Annotated in this window: 16 protein-coding genes and 1 pseudogene; 13 read left to right on the forward strand and 4 right to left on the reverse strand. The window is 73.5% G+C overall.

Translation table 11 applies throughout. From position 1 onward, the window contains the following. The first annotated feature begins 71 nt into the window (after positions 1-71). The 3 genes from ACWCSV_RS03000 (at position 72) to ACWCSV_RS03010 (ending at position 2,186) form a co-directional block, all read left to right on the forward strand. On the forward strand, positions 72-1,010 hold the full coding sequence (locus ACWCSV_RS03000) for a PAC2 family protein (RefSeq protein ID WP_266703237.1): 939 nt from the start codon (positions 72-74) through the stop codon (positions 1,008-1,010). A gap of 88 nt (positions 1,011-1,098) precedes the next feature. Then, positions 1,099-1,719, forward strand: coding sequence for a dephospho-CoA kinase (coaE, locus tag ACWCSV_RS03005; protein WP_451138081.1), 621 nt, complete (start codon positions 1,099-1,101; stop codon positions 1,717-1,719). A 98-nt stretch (positions 1,720-1,817) separates the two neighbouring features. Next, the gene (locus ACWCSV_RS03010; protein WP_451138082.1) at positions 1,818-2,186 is read left to right on the forward strand and encodes a tetratricopeptide repeat protein; all 369 of its coding nucleotides are present in this window, start codon (positions 1,818-1,820) and stop codon (positions 2,184-2,186) included. Positions 2,187-2,223: 37 nt separating this feature from the next. Here the strand turns inward: ACWCSV_RS03010 and ACWCSV_RS03015 are convergent, their stop codons facing one another. After that, positions 2,224-2,517, reverse strand: a complete 294-nt coding sequence (locus ACWCSV_RS03015) for a DUF6343 family protein (protein WP_451138083.1) — start codon at positions 2,515-2,517, stop codon at positions 2,224-2,226. Between the two features lie 160 nt (positions 2,518-2,677). On the opposite strand from ACWCSV_RS03015, the gene ACWCSV_RS03020 reads away from it, so the two are divergent. Then, complete coding sequence (locus tag ACWCSV_RS03020) at positions 2,678-3,775, forward strand: ADP-ribosylglycohydrolase family protein (protein ID WP_451138246.1); 1,098 nt, start codon at positions 2,678-2,680, stop codon at positions 3,773-3,775. 26 nt (positions 3,776-3,801) lie between these two features. Here the strand turns inward: ACWCSV_RS03020 and ACWCSV_RS03025 are convergent, their stop codons facing one another. After that, positions 3,802-4,164: a hypothetical protein gene (locus ACWCSV_RS03025; RefSeq protein ID WP_451138084.1), complete on the reverse strand. Its 363-nt coding sequence runs from the start codon at positions 4,162-4,164 to the stop codon at positions 3,802-3,804. 270 nt (positions 4,165-4,434) lie between these two features. Between ACWCSV_RS03025 and ACWCSV_RS03030 the strand changes: the two genes are divergently transcribed. The 6 genes and pseudogenes from ACWCSV_RS03030 to ACWCSV_RS03055 all read left to right on the forward strand — a co-directional run bounded on the left by ACWCSV_RS03030 (position 4,435) and on the right by ACWCSV_RS03055 (position 12,449). After that, on the forward strand, positions 4,435-5,556 hold the full coding sequence (locus ACWCSV_RS03030) for a slipin family protein (protein WP_451138085.1): 1,122 nt from the start codon (positions 4,435-4,437) through the stop codon (positions 5,554-5,556). 369 nt (positions 5,557-5,925) lie between these two features. After that, positions 5,926-8,874, forward strand: coding sequence for a DEAD/DEAH box helicase (locus tag ACWCSV_RS03035; RefSeq protein ID WP_451138086.1), 2,949 nt, complete (start codon positions 5,926-5,928; stop codon positions 8,872-8,874). Between the two features lie 74 nt (positions 8,875-8,948). Next, positions 8,949-10,232, forward strand: coding sequence for an SWIM zinc finger family protein (locus ACWCSV_RS03040; protein ID WP_451138247.1), 1,284 nt, complete (start codon positions 8,949-8,951; stop codon positions 10,230-10,232). A 105-nt stretch (positions 10,233-10,337) separates the two neighbouring features. Further along, on the forward strand, positions 10,338-11,069 hold the full coding sequence (locus tag ACWCSV_RS03045; protein WP_451014139.1) for a DUF7873 family protein: 732 nt from the start codon (positions 10,338-10,340) through the stop codon (positions 11,067-11,069). Between the two features lie 34 nt (positions 11,070-11,103). Continuing rightward, positions 11,104-11,190, forward strand: a pseudogene (locus tag ACWCSV_RS03050). A 479-nt stretch (positions 11,191-11,669) separates the two neighbouring features. Then, positions 11,670-12,449: a TMEM175 family protein gene (locus tag ACWCSV_RS03055; RefSeq protein WP_451138087.1), complete on the forward strand. Its 780-nt coding sequence runs from the start codon at positions 11,670-11,672 to the stop codon at positions 12,447-12,449. Here ACWCSV_RS03055 and ACWCSV_RS03060 read toward each other — a convergent pair. Next, the gene (locus tag ACWCSV_RS03060) at positions 12,409-13,620 is read right to left on the reverse strand and encodes a pyridoxal phosphate-dependent aminotransferase (RefSeq protein ID WP_451138088.1); all 1,212 of its coding nucleotides are present in this window, start codon (positions 13,618-13,620) and stop codon (positions 12,409-12,411) included. The two genes, ACWCSV_RS03055 and ACWCSV_RS03060, sit on opposite strands and share 41 nt — an antisense overlap. A gap of 84 nt (positions 13,621-13,704) precedes the next feature. Between ACWCSV_RS03060 and ACWCSV_RS03065 the strand changes: the two genes are divergently transcribed. Both ACWCSV_RS03065 and ACWCSV_RS03070 read left to right on the forward strand, forming a co-directional pair. After that, positions 13,705-14,373 (forward strand): winged helix-turn-helix transcriptional regulator, encoded by a 669-nt coding sequence (locus ACWCSV_RS03065; RefSeq protein WP_451138089.1) that lies wholly within the window; start codon positions 13,705-13,707, stop codon positions 14,371-14,373. Between the two features lie 45 nt (positions 14,374-14,418). Next, complete coding sequence (locus ACWCSV_RS03070) at positions 14,419-15,066, forward strand: uridine kinase (RefSeq protein WP_451138090.1); 648 nt, start codon at positions 14,419-14,421, stop codon at positions 15,064-15,066. Between the two features lie 89 nt (positions 15,067-15,155). On the opposite strand, the gene ACWCSV_RS03075 is transcribed toward ACWCSV_RS03070, so the two are convergent. Beyond that, positions 15,156-15,701: a methylated-DNA--[protein]-cysteine S-methyltransferase gene (locus ACWCSV_RS03075; protein ID WP_451138091.1), complete on the reverse strand. Its 546-nt coding sequence runs from the start codon at positions 15,699-15,701 to the stop codon at positions 15,156-15,158. Between the two features lie 450 nt (positions 15,702-16,151). Between ACWCSV_RS03075 and ACWCSV_RS03080 the strand changes: the two genes are divergently transcribed. Then, positions 16,152-17,057: an MHYT domain-containing protein gene (locus ACWCSV_RS03080; protein WP_451138092.1), complete on the forward strand. Its 906-nt coding sequence runs from the start codon at positions 16,152-16,154 to the stop codon at positions 17,055-17,057. Positions 17,058-17,065: the final 8 nt, after the last annotated feature.

Here is a 17,065-nt window from a genome sequence, read left to right on the forward strand (position 1 = left end):
CGGGGCACGGACGGGGAATGTCCGTGCCCCCAGGGGTGTTCTCCTTAGGAATACGAGGAGGAGCGGTAACTGTGCCTGATCCGCAGAGTCTGTACGAATGGGAGCCGAAGGGGCTGGCCGTCGTCGACATGGCGCTTGCCCAGGAGTCGGCCGGGCTGGTCATGCTCTATCACTTCGACGGATACATCGACGCCGGTGAGACCGGCGAGCAGGTCGTCGACGGACTGCTGGAGTCGCTGCCCCACCAGGTGGTGGCCCGCTTCGACCACGACCGCCTCGTGGACTACCGCGCCCGGCGCCCGCTGCTCACCTTCCGGCGCGACCGCTGGACGGCGTACGAGACGCCGACGCTGGACGTCCGCGTGGTCCAGGACGCCACCGGCGCCCCCTTCCTCCTGCTCTCGGGGCCCGAACCGGACGTCGAGTGGGAGCGGTTCGCCGCGGCCGTCGAGCAGATCGTCGAGCGCCTCGGCGTCCGGCTCTCGGTGACCGTCCACGGCATCCCGATGGGAGTCCCGCACACCCGCCCGGTCGGCCTCACCCCGCACGGCAACCGCGTCGACCTGATGCCGGGCCACAGCACCCCGTTCGACGAGGCGCAGGTCCCCGGTTCGGCCGCCGCGCTCGTCGAGTACCGGCTGGCCGAGGCCGGTCACGACGTACTCGGCGTCGCCGCCCACGTCCCGCACTACGTCGCCCGCTCCGCCTACCCGGACGCGGCGCTCACCAGCCTCGAAGCGATCACCGCTGCCACCGGCCTGGTGCTGCCCACCGTCGCGCACACCCTGCGCACCGCCGCGCACCGCACCCAGACCGAGATCGACCGGCAGATCGGGGAGGGCGACGAAGAACTCGTCGCGCTCGTCGAGGGACTTGAGCACCAGTACGACGCGATCGCGGGTTCCGAGACCCGGGGCAACCTCGTCGCCGAGCCGGTGGACCTGCCGTCGGCCGACGAGATCGGCCTCGAATTCGAGCGTTTCCTCGCCGAGCGCGAGGGCGACGCCTGACGACGGCTGTCCGGCACGCCGCCCCGGTGCGCCGGACAGCCGTCACCGGGTGGTACGCGCGCCCACCCGGCCCCGTAGGCTGCCGCCCATGCTGAAAGTGGGCCTGACCGGCGGCATCGGTGCCGGCAAGAGCGAAGTGTCCCGGCTGCTCGTCTCGTACGGAGCCGTACTGATCGACGCCGACCGCCTCGCCCGCGAGGTTGTCGCCCCCGGGACACCGGGACTCGCCGCCGTCGTGCGGGAGTTCGGCACCGGCGTACTCCACGAGGACGGCAGCCTTAACCGGCCCGCCCTCGGTGCCATCGTCTTCGGCGACGGCGAACGGCTCGCCGCCCTCAACGCGATCGTGCACCCCCTGGTCCGCGACCGGACCGCCGAACTGGAGGGTGCGGCGGGCCCCGGGTCCGTCGTCGTCAACGACGTCCCGCTGCTCACCGAGAACGGCCTGGCCCCCCTCTACGACCTGGTCGTCGTCGTCGATGCCACCCCCGCCACCCAGCTCGACCGGCTCGTCCGGCTGCGCGGCATGGCGGAGGCCGACGCACGGGCCCGGATGGCGGCCCAGGCCACCCGCGAGGAGCGGCTCGCCGTCGCCGATCTGGTCGTGGACAACGACGGCCCCCTCGACGACCTGGAACCGCAGGTGCGACGGGTGTGGGAGGAGCTGTCCCGGCGGGCGGCCTCCGGTCCCGCGGGCCAGAGGACATAGCGGCACACCGAAGGGCGGGCGCAGGGGTCGACGGGGCCGCGGAATAGCGCGGCCCCGTCCGACGTTGCAAACGCCCGAGCGAAGGGAAGGATCCGACCGTGCCCGAACGGAACCCGGAAACCCATGTGATCGACTTCCGCGCCGCCGAGCAACTGCTGGCCGCGCGTGACCCCAAGGGTGCGGTGAAGCTCCTCGACTCGGTGATCGCCGCCCACCCGGAGAACACAGCCGCCCGGCTGCTGCGCGCCAGGGCCTTCTTCGCGGCGGCCCAACTCCGTCCGGCGGAGCTGGAGTTCGAGCTGGTGCTGGAGCGAGAGCCGGACAACGCCTTCGCCCACTTCGCGCTGGCCCGCACCTTCCAGCGGGCCGGGCGGCCGGAGCAGGCCACCCGCCACTTCCGGCTTGCCGCCGCCCTCGACCCGAACCCCGAGTACCTGACGGCCGCACGCTTCGAAAGCCGGGACTGAGCCCCCTGCGCCAGGGCCGGATGCGGCGCCCCGGCGCTCACGGAGTCCTCGTCCACGGCCGGCGCGTCCGGCCGTCGCCCTGGCCGGGTTCGTACGGCGGGACGTCCCTGCCCGGCTGGAAACGGGAGCCCTGGCGCATCCGGTGGACGATCACCGCGAAGTCCGCGGCGGTCACCGCCAGCAGCACGCCGCAGGCCGCGGCCCAGCCGGGACGGTCGGCGAGCGAGAACGCGACCGCCCCGAACAGGGTCCAGGCGACGCCCCATAGACTCAGCCAGAGCCGCATGCGCAGTGGACTGCGCGCGGTCACGGGTTCACTGCCGGTACGCATGTCCCATCACCACCTCACGTCCAGCATGGACCCGTGCCGCCGCATGTGCGGAACGCCGCCGCACGCGTAGCACGTCGTCGTGCGAGCGGCAGCCGTCGTGCGCGCGGCGGGCCTCCGTACGGCACGCCGCCGTACGGACGAACACCGGAGGGGGACGTTCGTGGCGGGTATCGGGAGTGCGGTCCGCAGGGCACGGGTGCGGGGGTGTCTGCTGGGCGGCGCCGTCGGCGACGCCCTGGGCAACCCGGTGGAGTTCCTCTCGCTGGCCGGCATCCAGCGGGCCCACGGACCGCTCGGCGTACGCGGCCTCGCTCCGGACCCCGAGGGGGTCGCCGGCCGCATCACGGACGACACCCAGATGACCCTCTTCACGGTGGAGGGGCTGATCCGCGCGGCGAACGGCGCCGGCCGCGCCGGACGCACGGGTGCGGTGCGGGCCGCCTATCTGCGATGGCTCGACACCCAGAACCACCCCTCGCCGCCGGACCGCGGCGGTGACCACACGATGCGCACCGGATGGCTGCGCCGGCAGCAGCTGCTCTACGCGCGCCGGGCCCCCGGCAACGCCTGCCTGACCGGTCTCGCCGCCGGGCACGTCCCGGACGAGACGGGTGCCCCCGGTGCGCCCGGGGCGGTGAACCCAGGCTCCAAGGGCTGCGGCACCGTGATGAGGTCCGCCCCCTTCGGGCTGACCGGGCAGTCCCCGGCGGAGGCGTTCGCGCTGGCCGCCCACTGCGCGAAGATCACCCACGGCCATCCGACCGGAGCGATCGCGGCCGGGGCGTTCGCCGCGGTCGTCGCTTACCTCCTGGCCGGCGAGTCGATGCCGGGCGCGGTACTGCGGACGATGGAACTGGCCGCGCGCCACCCGGGCCATGAGGAGACGACGGCGGCCCTGCGCGCCGCCGTCGACCGCGCCGCCGCAGGCGCCCCGACCGCCGAGGGCGTCGAGTCGCTCGGTGCCGGGTGGGTCGCCGAAGAGGCTCTCGCCATCGCCGTGTACTGCGCGCTGGCCCTGCCGGGCCCCGAGGACGTGGCGGCGGCACTGCTGCTGTCCGTCAACCACTCCGGAGACAGCGACTCCACCGGCTCGGTCTGCGGCAACCTGCTCGGCGCGCTGCACGGCGACGCCGCGCTGCCCGCCGACTGGCTGGTGCGTAACGAGGGGCTGACCCTGATCACCCGGATCGCCGACGACCTCTCCCGCCAGTTCGAAGGGCCGGTCGACTGGCCGGCGGACCGCTACCCCGGGAACTGAGTCACGGCCTCCGGCCGGAGCGTCGCTCAGTGCACGAGGGTGTAGCTGCGCCAGACCGGCGTGCTCGGGGCGTCCACGTCGGTGAGCCGGGTGGACAGGTAGGTGCTCCCCTTGCCGGTGCAGTCGCGGGAGCGGTAGAGAACCATGTCGATGAGGGTGTTGTTGTCGACCGCCTTCGCGCCCCCGGGAAGCGGGTGGCAGCCCCGTACCAGCGGGCTGTTCTCCCTGACCTCGACGTCACGCTCGGTGGTGTAGGTGACCGGCCCGACCGCGGTGCGGCCGAGACCCGAACAGCCCGAGGCGCCCAGCGCGGCGAGGGCCAGCAGTACGGCCCCCGCGGCGACGCGGGGACGGCGGAGTCGGCGGTGGAGCGTCGCTGTCACGGACATGGGCGGGTCCTCGTCTGCTCGTCCGGATCGTCAGGGTGGTGTTCGGGACCGGCGCGGAGGCGCCGGCCCGGCGAATGCCGGTACGGAGGCTCCGTACGGGCGCATGCCACGCTGCCCGCTCCCGTACGTCCCGGCACCCGGGGAGGGCCGACCGGGCGACATAGGGGAGCGTCTCGGGTTCCACGAGGGTGCAAAAAGGGCATAACGTGTTAATAGGCAACGGTTCCGTCCCGGTGCCGTTGTGTGCCGTGCCAGTGGCAGGGGGCCGTCATGGTCCAGGTGCTAGTGATCGCGATCGTCGCGGTGCTCGCCGTCTGCGGTCTGTTCGCAGTCGCGGGGGTCCGCGTCGTCAGGCAGTACGAGCGAGGGGTGGTGCTCCGGCTCGGCCGGCTCCGCAACGAGGTCAGGGGACCCGGGCTCACGTTGATCGTGCCCGGAGTGGACCGGCTCCGTAAGGTCAATCTGCAGATCGTCACGATGCCGGTCCCCGCCCAGGACGGGATCACCCGGGACAACGTGACCGTCCGGGTGGACGCCGTCATCTACTTCAAGGTGATCGACGCGGCGAGCGCCGTCATCCAGGTCGAGGACTACCGCTTCGCGGTCTCGCAGATGGCGCAGACCTCACTCCGTTCGATCATCGGCAAGAGCGACCTGGACGACCTGTTGTCCAACCGCGAGAAGCTCAACGAGGGCCTGGAACTGATGATCGACAGCCCGGCCGTCGGCTGGGGCGTCCAGATCGACCGGGTCGAGATCAAGGACGTGTCCCTGCCGGAGACGATGAAACGCTCCATGGCCCGGCAGGCGGAGGCCGACCGTGAGCGCCGCGCCCGAGTCATCAACGCCGACGCCGAACTCCAGGCCTCGAAGAAGCTCGCGGAAGCCGCAGGCCAGATGTCCGCACAGCCCGCGGCCCTCCAGCTGCGACTGCTGCAGACCGTGGTCGCGGTCGCGGCTGAGAAGAACTCCACGCTCGTCCTCCCCTTCCCGGTGGAACTCCTCCGGTTCCTCGAACGGGCCCAGCAACCGCAGGCGGGCGACGGGCAACCGCGACCCGTCACCGCCGGAACGCCGCCGGCGGATTCCGTCGCCTCCGGTACGCCGCCGGCGGATTCCGTCGCCTCCGGTACGCCGCCGGCGGATTCCGTCGCCTCCGGTACGCCGCCGGCGGATTCCGTCGCCCCCGGTTCGCCGCCGTCGCCGGGACCCGCACCGTCCGCAGCCGCGAACGGGCGCCAGCCCGTGGCGACGCGCGGTTCCGGCTCGGCCACCCCGTCGGCCCCTGCCGCCCGGCCGCGCCCCTCGCCCCCGCCCCGCGCCGCGGCCCGCCCGCGCCCGGCGCCGCCCGCCGACGCCCGGCCCCGGCCGGACCGGCTCACCCGGCACTGACACCGGCCGACGTGAGGACCGCCCGGCATGAGCAACCAGTCGGCGCTGAGACCGTACGGCGCTGCGGCCCGCCCGGCGCTGAGACGGCTCCGCGCTGAGGCCGCCCGGCGCTCGGCCCACCTGAACGAGGCCGCCCGGAACTGAGGTCCGGGCGGCCTCACCCTGTGTACACCTGGCTGGGGCCGCCCGGGTCCGCGCGTGGACGCCGACCCGTACTTCCTCGCACCCCCGCTGACCTGTCCCGATTCCGGGTGTGGCCGGCTCTGTCAGACCGCCCGCCTAGACTCGTCGGAGCCGGGAACGACACCGGCGGTGACATCGGGACGAGGTGCGGAAGCGCCCGGACGAGAGCGGGAGGGGGTGGCCGGTATGACGGTGCGGGACCTGTCGGATACGGAGACGGGCCGCCTGCTGCGGCGCGCCGCCGTCTTCCTGCCCGCCGCCCTCCCGAGGGACGGACGGATCGCGTTCTGGGATCCCGAGGACAGCGGCTGGGACCCGGCGGACCACCTGGACCACCCGGATGCGGAGCGGGACGGGGAAGCGGCCTCCCCGGCGGAGCCCCGCACCGGCGACGGCCCCGTCGCCGCGGAGATCACCGTGGTCCGCGCCCACGGCACGCAGGGGGTCCGGCGCCGTCAGGTGCCCGCCCTGCTGCTGCCGGTCGCGGACGCCGTGACGCTGCTCGCCGGAGCCCGGCACCTGCCCTCCGTGCACCCGTCCACCCGCTGCTGGGGCGCGGCGGCCCTGCACGCCCTGAGCCTCGTGGCGCGCGGACGGATGCTGCCCGGGCTCACCCCCGACGACCACGACGCCTGGCGTGCCGGTCCGCGCGACGGAGCGGACGTGGCCCACCTGCGGGCCGTCGCCGCGGCGCTGCCGCCCGAGGGGTACGCGGTCCCGCTGCCCGACACGGCCCCGCTGCGCCTCGCCGACCCCGAGTTCCTCGTCGGGGCGTTCCTGGACGCGGTCGCCGACACCCTGCCCCGGACCCCCGCCGCAGCCTTCGCCTCCGGCGCGCCGTTCGCCGCCCGGGAGGCGCAGCACCTGCCCGGCGTCGCCGCCTGGGCGGTCGAGGTCGCCGCCGGACTGGACGCCGGCGTGCAGATCTCCCTCCGGCTCGACCTGTCGGCCTTCGAGCTCTTCGACAGCTCGGACGGCCACGTCCCCGAGGGCACGTCCGGCGGCCCGGACGATTCCGCCGTACGGCACGCCGCCGCCGCAGTCGTCCAGGTGCACAGCCTCGCCGACCCCACCCGTGTCACCGACGCCGCAGCACTCTGGGACGGCACCGCGGGCGAGCCGTTCGGGCCGCGCGCCCGCGTCGACACCGTGCTCGCGCTGCGCCGGGCCGCCCGTGCGTGGGCACCCCTGGAGCGCCTGCTCGACCAGCCCGTCCCCGACGTCCTCGCCCTCACCGAGGACGAGTTGTACGAGCTGCTCGGCCCGGCCGGGGCCCGCCTCGCGAGCCTCGGCGTCAGCCTCCACTGGCCGCGCGAGCTCGCCCGCTCGCTCGCCGCCTCCGCCGTCGTACGCCCCGCCCCGGGCTCCGCCACCGACGGCACCTCCTTCTTCGACGCCGAACACCTCTTCGCCTTCGACTGGCAGCTCTCCCTGGGCGGCGAGCCCCTGACCGAGGCCGAGATGGACCGTCTCGCCGAATCGCACCGGCCGGTGGTACGGCTGCGCGACCAGTGGGTGGTCGTCGACCCCGGCCTCGTCCGCAAGGCGCGCAAACGGGAGCTCGGGCTGCTCGAACCCGCCGAGGCGCTCGCCGTCGCCCTCACCGGCAGCGCCGAGCTGGACGGCGAGCAGGTGGAGGCCGTGCCGACCGGTGCCCTCGCCGCCCTCCGCGCCCGCATCCTCGACGAGGACACCGTCCTGCCGCCGCCGCCCGGTCTGCGGGCCACACTCCGCGACTACCAGCTGCGCGGACTGACCTGGCTGGACCGGATGACCTCGCTCGGCCTCGGCGGCTGCCTCGCCGACGACATGGGCCTGGGCAAGACGATCACCGTGATCGCCCTCCACCTCCACCGCGCCCACCCCGCACCCACCCTGGTGGTCTGTCCCGCCTCCCTGCTCGGCAACTGGCACCGCGAGATCAACCGCTTCGCCCCCGGGGTCCCAGTCCGCCGCTTCCACGGCACGGACCGCACCCTCCCCGGCGAGGAGGCCGGATTCGTGCTGACCACCTACGGCACGATGCGCTCCGGCGCGGAGCAGCTCGCCGCGCACGGCTGGGGCCTGGTCGTCGCCGACGAGGCGCAGCACGTCAAGAACCCGCACTCCTCCACGGCCAGGGCGCTGCGCACCATCCCCGCCCCCGCCCGCGTCGCGCTGACCGGCACCCCCGTGGAGAACAACCTCTCCGAGCTGTGGGCGCTGCTCGACTGGACCACCCCGGGACTGCTCGGCTCCCTCAAGGCATTCCGCTCCCGGCACGCGCGGGCCGCCGAGAACACCGGTACCGCGGCGGGGCTGGGCAACGACGAGGCCGTCGAACGCCTCGCACGGCTGGTCCGCCCCTTCCTGCTGCGGCGCAAGAAGTCGGACCCCGGGATCGCCCCCGAACTCCCGCCCAAGACGGAGACCGACCACCCCGTCTCCCTCACCCGGGAGCAGGCCACGCTCTACGAGGCGGCTGTCCGCGAGACGATGGCGCGGATCGAGGCCTCGGAGGGGATGGCCCGGCGCGGCCTGATCATGAAGCTGCTCGGCTCCCTCAAGCAGATCTGCAACCACCCGGCCCAGTATCTGAAGGAGCCCGCCCCGCGCCTGGACGGCCGCTCCGGCAAGCTCGCCCTCCTCGACGAGCTGCTCGACACCATCCTGGCCGAGGACGGGTCCGTGCTGATCTTCACCCAGTACGTCTCGATGGCCCGGTTGCTCTCCGCCCACCTCGAAGCCCGCGCCGTCCCCTCGCAGCTGCTGCACGGCGGTACCCCGGTCGCCGAGCGCGAACGCATGGTGGACCGCTTCCAGCAGGGCGAGGTCCCCGTCTTCCTGCTCTCCCTGAAGGCGGCCGGCACCGGCCTCAACCTGACCCGCGCCGCCCACGTCGTGCACTACGACCGCTGGTGGAACCCGGCGGTCGAGGAGCAGGCCACCGACCGCGCGTACCGCATCGGCCAGACACAGCCCGTGCAGGTGCACCGCCTGATCGCCGAAGGCACGGTCGAGGACCGCATCGGCGAGCTGCTGGAGTCCAAGCGCGCCCTCGCCGACGCCGTGCTCGGCGACAGCGGCGAGAGCGCGCTGACCGAGCTCAGCGACCGGGACCTCGCCGATCTCGTCGCGCTCCGGAGGCCCGCGTGAGTCCCGCTCCCGGCGCCCGTACCCCTGGCGCGCGCAACCCCGGCGCCCGTCCCTCCGGCGTCCGTACGCCTGCGGTGCGGGCCGGCAGCCGCGCGCCCGCCGCCCGGCCCGGACCGGACGGCCTGCGCCGTACGTTCGAGGCCGTCCCCGCGCGCACGTCCGCCGAGGGCGAGCCCTTCGCGGACAGCTGGTGGGGCCGCGCCTGGGTGGACGCGCTGGAGGGGCTCTCGCTGGACGAGGGGCGCCTCGCCCGGGGGCGCGCGTACGCGGACTCGGGCCACGTCGCCGCGATCACCGTCACCCCCGGCCGGGTCGTCGCGTACGTGCACGGCAGCAGGCCCCGCCCGTACCGCGCGGAGATCCGCCTGCGGGTCTTCACCGAAAGCGGCTGGGACACCCTGCTGGACGCGGTGGCCGCACGCCCCGGACACTTCTCCGCGCTGCTCGCCAGAACCATGCCGCACGCCCTGGTCGACACCGCGGAGGGGGCCGGGGTCCGGCTGCTGCCGGCCGTCGACGACCTCGACCCGACCTGCTCCTGTCCCGACCGGGCGCTGCCCTGCAAACACGTCGCGGCGCTCTGCTACCAGACGGCCCGTCTGCTGGACACCGACCCGTTCGTGTTGCTGCTCCTGCGCGGACGCGGTGAGCGCGAACTCCTGGACGAGCTCGCCCGGCGCAACGCCGAGCACGCCGCCCGCGAGCGCCCCGAGGCCCCCGAAGCCCCTTCCGTGGCCGCCCAGGAGGCGTTCGCCGAGCGCTACCTGCCGCCGCTGCCGCCCCCACAGCCGGTACCCGCCCTCCCCGGCAGGCCGCCGGCCTACCCCGAACTGCCCGGTGCCCGCGACCCGCTGGCGCTGGACCAGCTGGCCACCGACGCGGCGGCCCGTGCCCACGCGATCCTCACCACCGGCCGCGACCCGATCGCCGGGCTGAGCGCCTGGCAGGATGCCGTACGGCTGGCCGCGGCCGGACCCACCGCCGGGCTCACCGCCACCAGCCGGGCCCTCTACCGCGAACTCGCCCACGCCACCGGTCGGAACACCACCGACCTCGCCCGCGCCGTGGCCGCCTGGCGGCAGGGCGGCGCGGAGGGCCTCGCCGTGCTGGAGACCCCCTGGGACCCGCCGGCCGGCCCCTTCGACCGGGCCCGCCCGGCTCTGGCGGCCGCCGACTTCCCCCGCTTCCAGCCCCGGCGCAACCACCTCACCCACCCCGGCGGCACGCTCCAGCTCCGCTTCGGCCGGGACAACCTCTGGTACGGCTACGAGGCCGACCCCGGCAGCGAGGACTGGTGGCCCCGCGCCATGCCGGGCACCGACCCGGTGGGCGTCCTGCTGGCACTGCTCGGCCGCTGACCGGTTGCTGACCGGCCGCTGGCAGGCCGCCGGCAGGCAGTTGGCGACGGTGCCGGAAGGAAAACCCTTGGAGGCAGGCCTGTTGCCGGTGCTAACTTCCGTGGCGTGGCGAAACTCAATCAGATCATCGCAGTCGAGAAGGGCGTCAAGTCCAAGGCCCACCAGGACCTGACGGCGGCCCATCACGGCCTCCAGAAGCCCGGGTTGCTGGCCGGTCTCTCCCGTACGTACCAGCCGAAGGACGAGGAGGGCGAGCAGCTGCCGCCCGAGTCGACGCTGGTACAGGTCAAGGCCGAGGACGTGCTGCGGGACACGGCCACCGCACTGACCCGTCTGTTCGACGTGACCGCCACCAAGGACTGGGCGAACTGCGCGGCCCGCGCGGACGTCACCGTCGACGGCCGGGTGCTCGTCGCGGACGCGCCCGTCTCCTACCTCCTCTTCCTGGAGAAGCAGCTCACCGACATCGGTACCTTCGTCCGCAAGCTCCCGGTACTGGACGCCTCCGAGGCGTGGGCGCAGGACCCGTCGGCCGACGCGTGGAAGACCGAGCCGGTACGCACCCTCCGTACGAAGAAGGTGCCCCGCAACCACGTGAAGGCGGAGGCCACCGAGAAGCATCCGGCGCAGGTCGAGGTGTACTACGAGGACGTGCCGATCGGTTACTGGACGACGGTCAAGTTCTCCGGCGCTCTCCCCGCCCGCCGGGTGCGGGAGCTGACGGAGCGGGTGGAGAAGCTCCAGCAGGCCGTGAAGTACGCCCGTGAGGAGGCCAACGCGGCCGAGGTCACCGACCAGCGGGTGGGTGATGCGGTCTTCGGTTACCTCTTCGGGTGACCGACCATGGATTCCCCGGCCACGGACGACCGCGGCCGGGGTGCGCGAGGAGCGCAAGCTGAAACTGAGGCTTGTCGTGACGGACGCGGTCCCAGTGGAGGTTCGACTCCTCCCTCCGGCACCCCCGGAACCCGCCCCGCCCGACGGCGGAGCGGACCCGGTACGCACCGACTCCTGGCCGGAGTAGCCCAAGAGGCAGAGGCAGACCGCGATCAATCTCAGACTCTTGCTCCAGACTCAGCATGGGCCGCCGATCGCCGGATCGACCGGGCCAGGGCCCAGCGACGTCGAAATGCCAGTTCGAATCTGGCCCGCAGAGCTCGATCTGCGGTGGTCCAAAGGCAGGACGCGACGACATCATGACTGACCCTGGTCCTTAAACGTGCCGGCGTGCGACGAAGGCGGCACCCACAGGGCCCGGAGGCCGGCTACGCCTCCGGGCCCGCTCCTGTTCCCCGGGAGGTGTTCTTCCGGACGACGCCTCTCCGGGAGGCGTGTTTCGGGGGCGATCCACGGGAACCGCGGGAACGTGCCTGCCCCGGCCCGCCCGCCGTCGGAGTCATCCGCCCGGCGCCGGTGCGGCCCGGGGAAGCCGGCCCGGTGAGCGACGAGCGGGCAGAGACGGACGGCGCGAGCGGAACGGACCGGCTGACCGCCCTGTCGGACGGGATCTTCGCGATCGCCATGACCCTGCTGGTGCTCGACATCCGGGTGCCCCGGGGCCTGGACGACGCCGGTTTCCGGGACGCCGTGCGGGACGTACTGCCGGATGTCGGCGCCTACGCGCTGAGCTTCGTCATCCTCGCGGGTTTCTGGCGCGGCCACCGGCGCATCGTGGCGCTGGTGCCCCGGTTCGAGGGGCCCTCGCTCAGGCTCGCGCTCATCTGGCTCGGCGCCATCGCCTTCCTCCCCTTCCCCACCTCGCTGCTCTCCGAGTACGCCTCCGAACCGCTCGCGGTGGCGGTCCACGCCGTCACCGTCGCCGTCACCGACCTGCTGGGGCTGGCGGTGCTCCGGACGGGACGGCGCGGCTGGTCGGCACCGGGTGCGGACCCTGCGCCGGACGGTCGGGCGCCGGGCGGTCGGGCGACGGACCGCCCGGCGACGGACGGCCCCGCGACGGACCGCCCGGCGGAGGACAGCGCCGCGGCTGCCTCCGCCTGGTCGGTCTCCGTCGATCCCGGGGCACGGGCGCTGGCCTTCGCCGTGCCCGTCCCCGTCGCCTTCGCCTGGCGCCCCTTCGCGGCCATCTGGTTCTGGCTCGCCGGCATCCCGCTCAGGGGGCTGGTGCGCAGGTTCCGCCCCGCCTGGGAAGGGAAGAGCCGCGACGGGCCCCGGCCTACTGCCGGTACCCCTCCAGGAAGCGCCCGATGCGGCTGATCGCCGCGTCGAGGTCGTCGGCGTGCGGCAGTGTCAGGATGCGGAAGTGGTCGGGCCGGGGCCAGTTGAAGCCGGTGCCCTGCACCACCTGGATCTTCTCCCGCAGCAGCAGATCGAGCACGAGCCGCTCGTCGTCGACGATGTTGTGCACCTTGGGGTCGATCCGGGGGAACGCGTAGAGGGCTCCCTTCGGCTTCACGCAGGACACCCCGGGGATCTCGTTCAGCTTCTGCCAGGCGCGGTCGCGCTGTTCGTGCAGCCTGCCGCCCGGGGCGACGAGTTCACGGATGGTCTGCCGGCCGCCGAGCGCGGCCTGGATGGCGTACTGGGCGGGGGCGTTGGCGCACAGCCGCATGGAGGCCAGCGTGGTCAGCCCTTCGAGGTAGCCGCGCGCGTGCGCCTGCGGACCGGAGACCACCAGCCACCCCGAGCGGAACCCGGCGACCCGGTACGTCTTCGACAGCCCGCTGAAGGTGAGCGTGAGCAGGTCCGGGGCGAGTGAGGCGACCGGGTGGTGCACGGCGTCGTCGTAGAGGATCTGGTCGTAGATCTCGTCGGCGTAGACCAGCAGTCCGTGCCGGCGGGCCAGATCGAGGATGCCCTCCAGGATCTCCTTCGAATAGACCGCGCCGGTGGGGTTGTTGGGGTTGATGATCACCACGGCCCTGGTACGGCCGGTGATCTTCGAGGCCATGTCGGCGAGGTCCGGGTTCCAGTCCGACCGCTCGTCGCAGGTGTAGTGGACGGCCTTGCCGCCGGCGAGGGTGACCACCGCCGTCCAGAGCGGGTAGTCCGGGCTCGGTACGAGCACCTCGTCGCCGTCCTCCAGGAACGCCTGGACGGCCATGGAGATCAGCTCGGAGACCCCGTTGCCGAGGAAGATGTCGTCCACGTCGACGTCCGGCAGACCCATCGCCTGGTAGCGCTGGGCGACCGCGCGGCGGGCGGACAGGATGCCGCGCGAATCGGTGTAGCCGTGCGCCTGGGGGAGCATCCGGATCATGTCCTGGACGATCTCCTCGGGCGCCTCGAAGCCGAACAGCGCGGGGTTGCCGGTGTTGAGCCGGAGCACACTGTGGCCCGCCTCCTCCAGCGCGTTCGCCTGCTCGATGACCGGGCCTCGGATCTCGTAACAGACCTCGTCGAGCTTGCTGGACTGCCGGAACTCCATGCGGTTCCTCCCCTGCCGATTGCGATACTTGGTTTTACCAAGTCCGACCTTGGAAAGTCCAACAACATGTCTAGACTGCGTCGTATGCCACGTCAGCAGCAGCCAGCAGCGCGCCCCGTACGCCGACGCAGTTACGACCAGTTCTGCGCCACCGCCCGAGCCCTGGACTCCGTCGGGGACCGGTGGACCCTGCTGATCGTCCGTGAACTGCTGGCCGGGCCGCGCCGCTACACCGATCTGCACGCGGACCTGCCGGGGGTCAGCACGGACGTCCTCGCCTCCCGCCTCAAGGACATGGAGCAGAGCGGCCTCGCCCTCCGCCGCAAGCTGCCGCCCCCGGCCGCCGCCTCGGTCTACGAACTCACCTCCCGGGGCAGGGAACTGCTCCCTGTCCTCACCGCCCTCGCCCAGTGGGGCGCGCCCGCCCTGGAGGAACGCCGCCCCACCGACGCCGTCCGCGCCCACTGGTTCGCCCTCCCACTGCGCCGTTCCCTGGCGGCGACGGTCCACTCCGGCCTGGTCGAAGTGCACCTGGACGAGGGCGAGTTCCACGTACGCACGGGTCCCGTGCCGCCCGGCGACGAGGTCTACGGCTACGGCCCCGCCCCCCGGGCCGACGCCCGCATCGTGCTGGACGCCGAACTCTGTCTGGCCATGGGCCGGGACGAGACCGGCTTCGCGCAGGCGGTGAAGGACGGCCGGATCGAGGTGTACGGCGAGAGCCCGCTCGCCACGGAGCTGCGCGGCGGCTGACCGGCCGCCGGGCCGGGCGCGCGCAGGCCGGTGGATGATGGGCGGGTGCGATTCGAACCGATCACCTGGGACCGGCTGGCCGAGGCCCTCGCCGCGCACGCGGACGGGCTGACCCCGGACGGCGGCGGACCCTGGCTCAGGATCGGCGTCGACGGCGCCCCCGCCGCAGGCACCGGGCCGTTGGCCGAACGCCTCGCCCAGGGCCTGCGCCTGCGGGGGCGCGCCGTATTCGTCGTGTCCACCGAGGGATTCCTGCGCCCGGCGAGCCTGCGGTACGAGTACGGCAAACGGGACCCCGACTCGTACGCCCAGGGCTGGTTCGACACCGGGGCGCTCTGGCGCGAGGTGTTCGGGCCACTCGAGACCGGCGGCAGCGGACGGGTCCTGCCCGACCTGTGGGACCCGGCCACCGACCGGGCCACCCGCAGCCCGTACCACGAGCTCCCCGAGGGCGGAGTGCTGGTGCTGCACGGACCGTTGCTGCTGGGGCAGTGGTACCCGTTCGACCTCGCGGTCCACCTGCGGCTCTCACCGGGCGCGTTGCGGCGGCGCACGGACGAGCAGGTCCAGTGGACCCTGCCCGCCTTCGCACGGTACGAGGAGGAGACCGCCCCCGCGGACCACGCCGACGCCGTCGTCCGCGCGGACGACCCCCGGCACCCGGCATGGACGGGGCTCCGCGCGAGGGGGTGAGGCGTCCTGCCGGGCCGGCGCCGGAACAAGGGCAGGGGCAGCGCCGGACCACTGGCCGGGGCGGTGCCGGAACGGCGGCCGGGGCGGTGTCAGAACAACGGCTGGGGCAGCACGCCCTCCAGCTCCAGCAGCCGCCTCTTCGTCTCCAGCCCGCCGCCGAACCCGCCGAGCCCGCCGTCGCTCTCCACCACCCGGTGGCAGGGCACCACGATCGGCAGCGGATTGGCCCCCATGGCCGCACCCACCGCCTGCGCCCCGTCCGGCCGACCCACCCGGGCGGCCAGCTCCCCGTAGCCGACGACGGAGCCGTACGGGACGCCGGTGGCGAGCTCCCGGAGGACCCGCCGGTGGAAGCCGGAGGTCAGCGACCAGTCCATCGGCAGGTCGAACGCCCGCAGCGTGCCGTCGAAATAGGCGTCGAGCAGGCGCCCGGCAGCGGCGGGTGCGGCTGAACCGCCGCCCTCCACCAACTCCGCGCCGAGCCTGTCCCGCAGCATCGCCAAGGACCGGTCACGCACCGGAGGGTGCGCGTGGAAGGTCACCGAGACCAGGCCGGTGCCGGTCGCGGCGAGCATCAGGGGCCCGATGGGGCTCGCCACCACCGACCACTCCACGGAGAGGGCGCCGTTCGTCATACCGAAAACGGTAGTACCCGCCACTGACATCGCCGGTGCCTGCCATGCGGTCCGCTCCTGAGCCCCTGGGTGTGCGGACGGCCTCCGAGGGGGAGGTGTGTCCGGGGTTCGGTGCGTGCGGAGTCGCGGGGTTGTGACGGTCGTCCTCACCCGGGGGAGAAGTGGTGAGGACCGGATCATGGGCGGTCTTTTTGCCGCCGCCCCAGTTCACGGGCGATAAAATGCCGCCCTTGTGGTCTCTTGCCGGGGTTCCCGGGTTCCGGCGGAATTCCCGTACTCCCGGAACCGCCGCCGGGGACCGCGCACCCCGATCCTTCGACCGAGGAGCAGCACCCGTCCGGCGGCGACCGGCGGGCCTTCCCCCGGTCGGCGGGAGCCAAGGGCCCCCGGCCCGTCCCCCGACCGGCAGAGCACCACCAGCACCGCGTTTTCGTGAAGGGCGTATCCAGCATGCAGGGCACAGTCGACGGCTTCTCCTACGGCCTCGTGACTCCCGTCGCGGCCTTTCTCATGGCCTGCCTCGGTGCCGCGCTGGGACTGCGCTGCACCGCCCGGTCCGTCGGCACCCCACCCCGCGAGCCCGGCCCGGTCCGGACGAAAGGCCCCGACCGGACCGGCCGCCCGTACCGGGCCGGATGGCTCGCCCTCGGCTCCACGTCCATCGGCTCCGGGATATGGACGATGCACTTCATCGCGATGATGGGCTTCCGCATCGACGAAGCATCGATCACCTACGACCGGCCGCTGATGTACGCGAGCCTCGCCGTGGCGATCGTCATGGTCGGCATCGGCATCTTCATCGTGGGGTACCGGGGTGCGACGCCGCTGGCCCTGGTCACCGGTGGCACCATCACCGGCCTGGGGGTGGCGTCCATGCACTACCTGGGCATGGCGGCCATCGCCTTCCACGGGCGGTTCGCGTACTCGACGGGCACCGTGGCCCTCTCGGTCGCCATCGCCGTGGTCGCCGCCACCGCCGCGCTCTGGGCGGCCGTCTCCCTCCACGGCGTCCTGCCGAGCCTGGGCGCCGGCGTCGTCATGGGGGCCGCCGTGAGCGGAATGCACTACACCGGCATGGCCGCCCTCCGCGTCCACCTGGTCCCCAGCGCCGCCGACGCGTCCGGGAGCGAACCGATCGGCTCGATCCTCGTACCGCTCCTCGTCGGACCGCTGGCCTTCCTGCTGCTCGCGGGGGTGATCGTGCTGTTCGACCCGCTGATCGTCGGAGGCGACCCCGGCCGGGACGGCGTGTCCCGCCGGAGCGCCGCGGACCGGCGCGGCATCCCGGTCCAGCGCCGCGGCGACACCGCGGTCGAGCCCGTGTTCGACAGTGCCCGCAGGCCCTGGCGACCCTGATCCGCAGC

Source organism: Streptomyces sp. NPDC001770 (assembly GCF_053596135.1).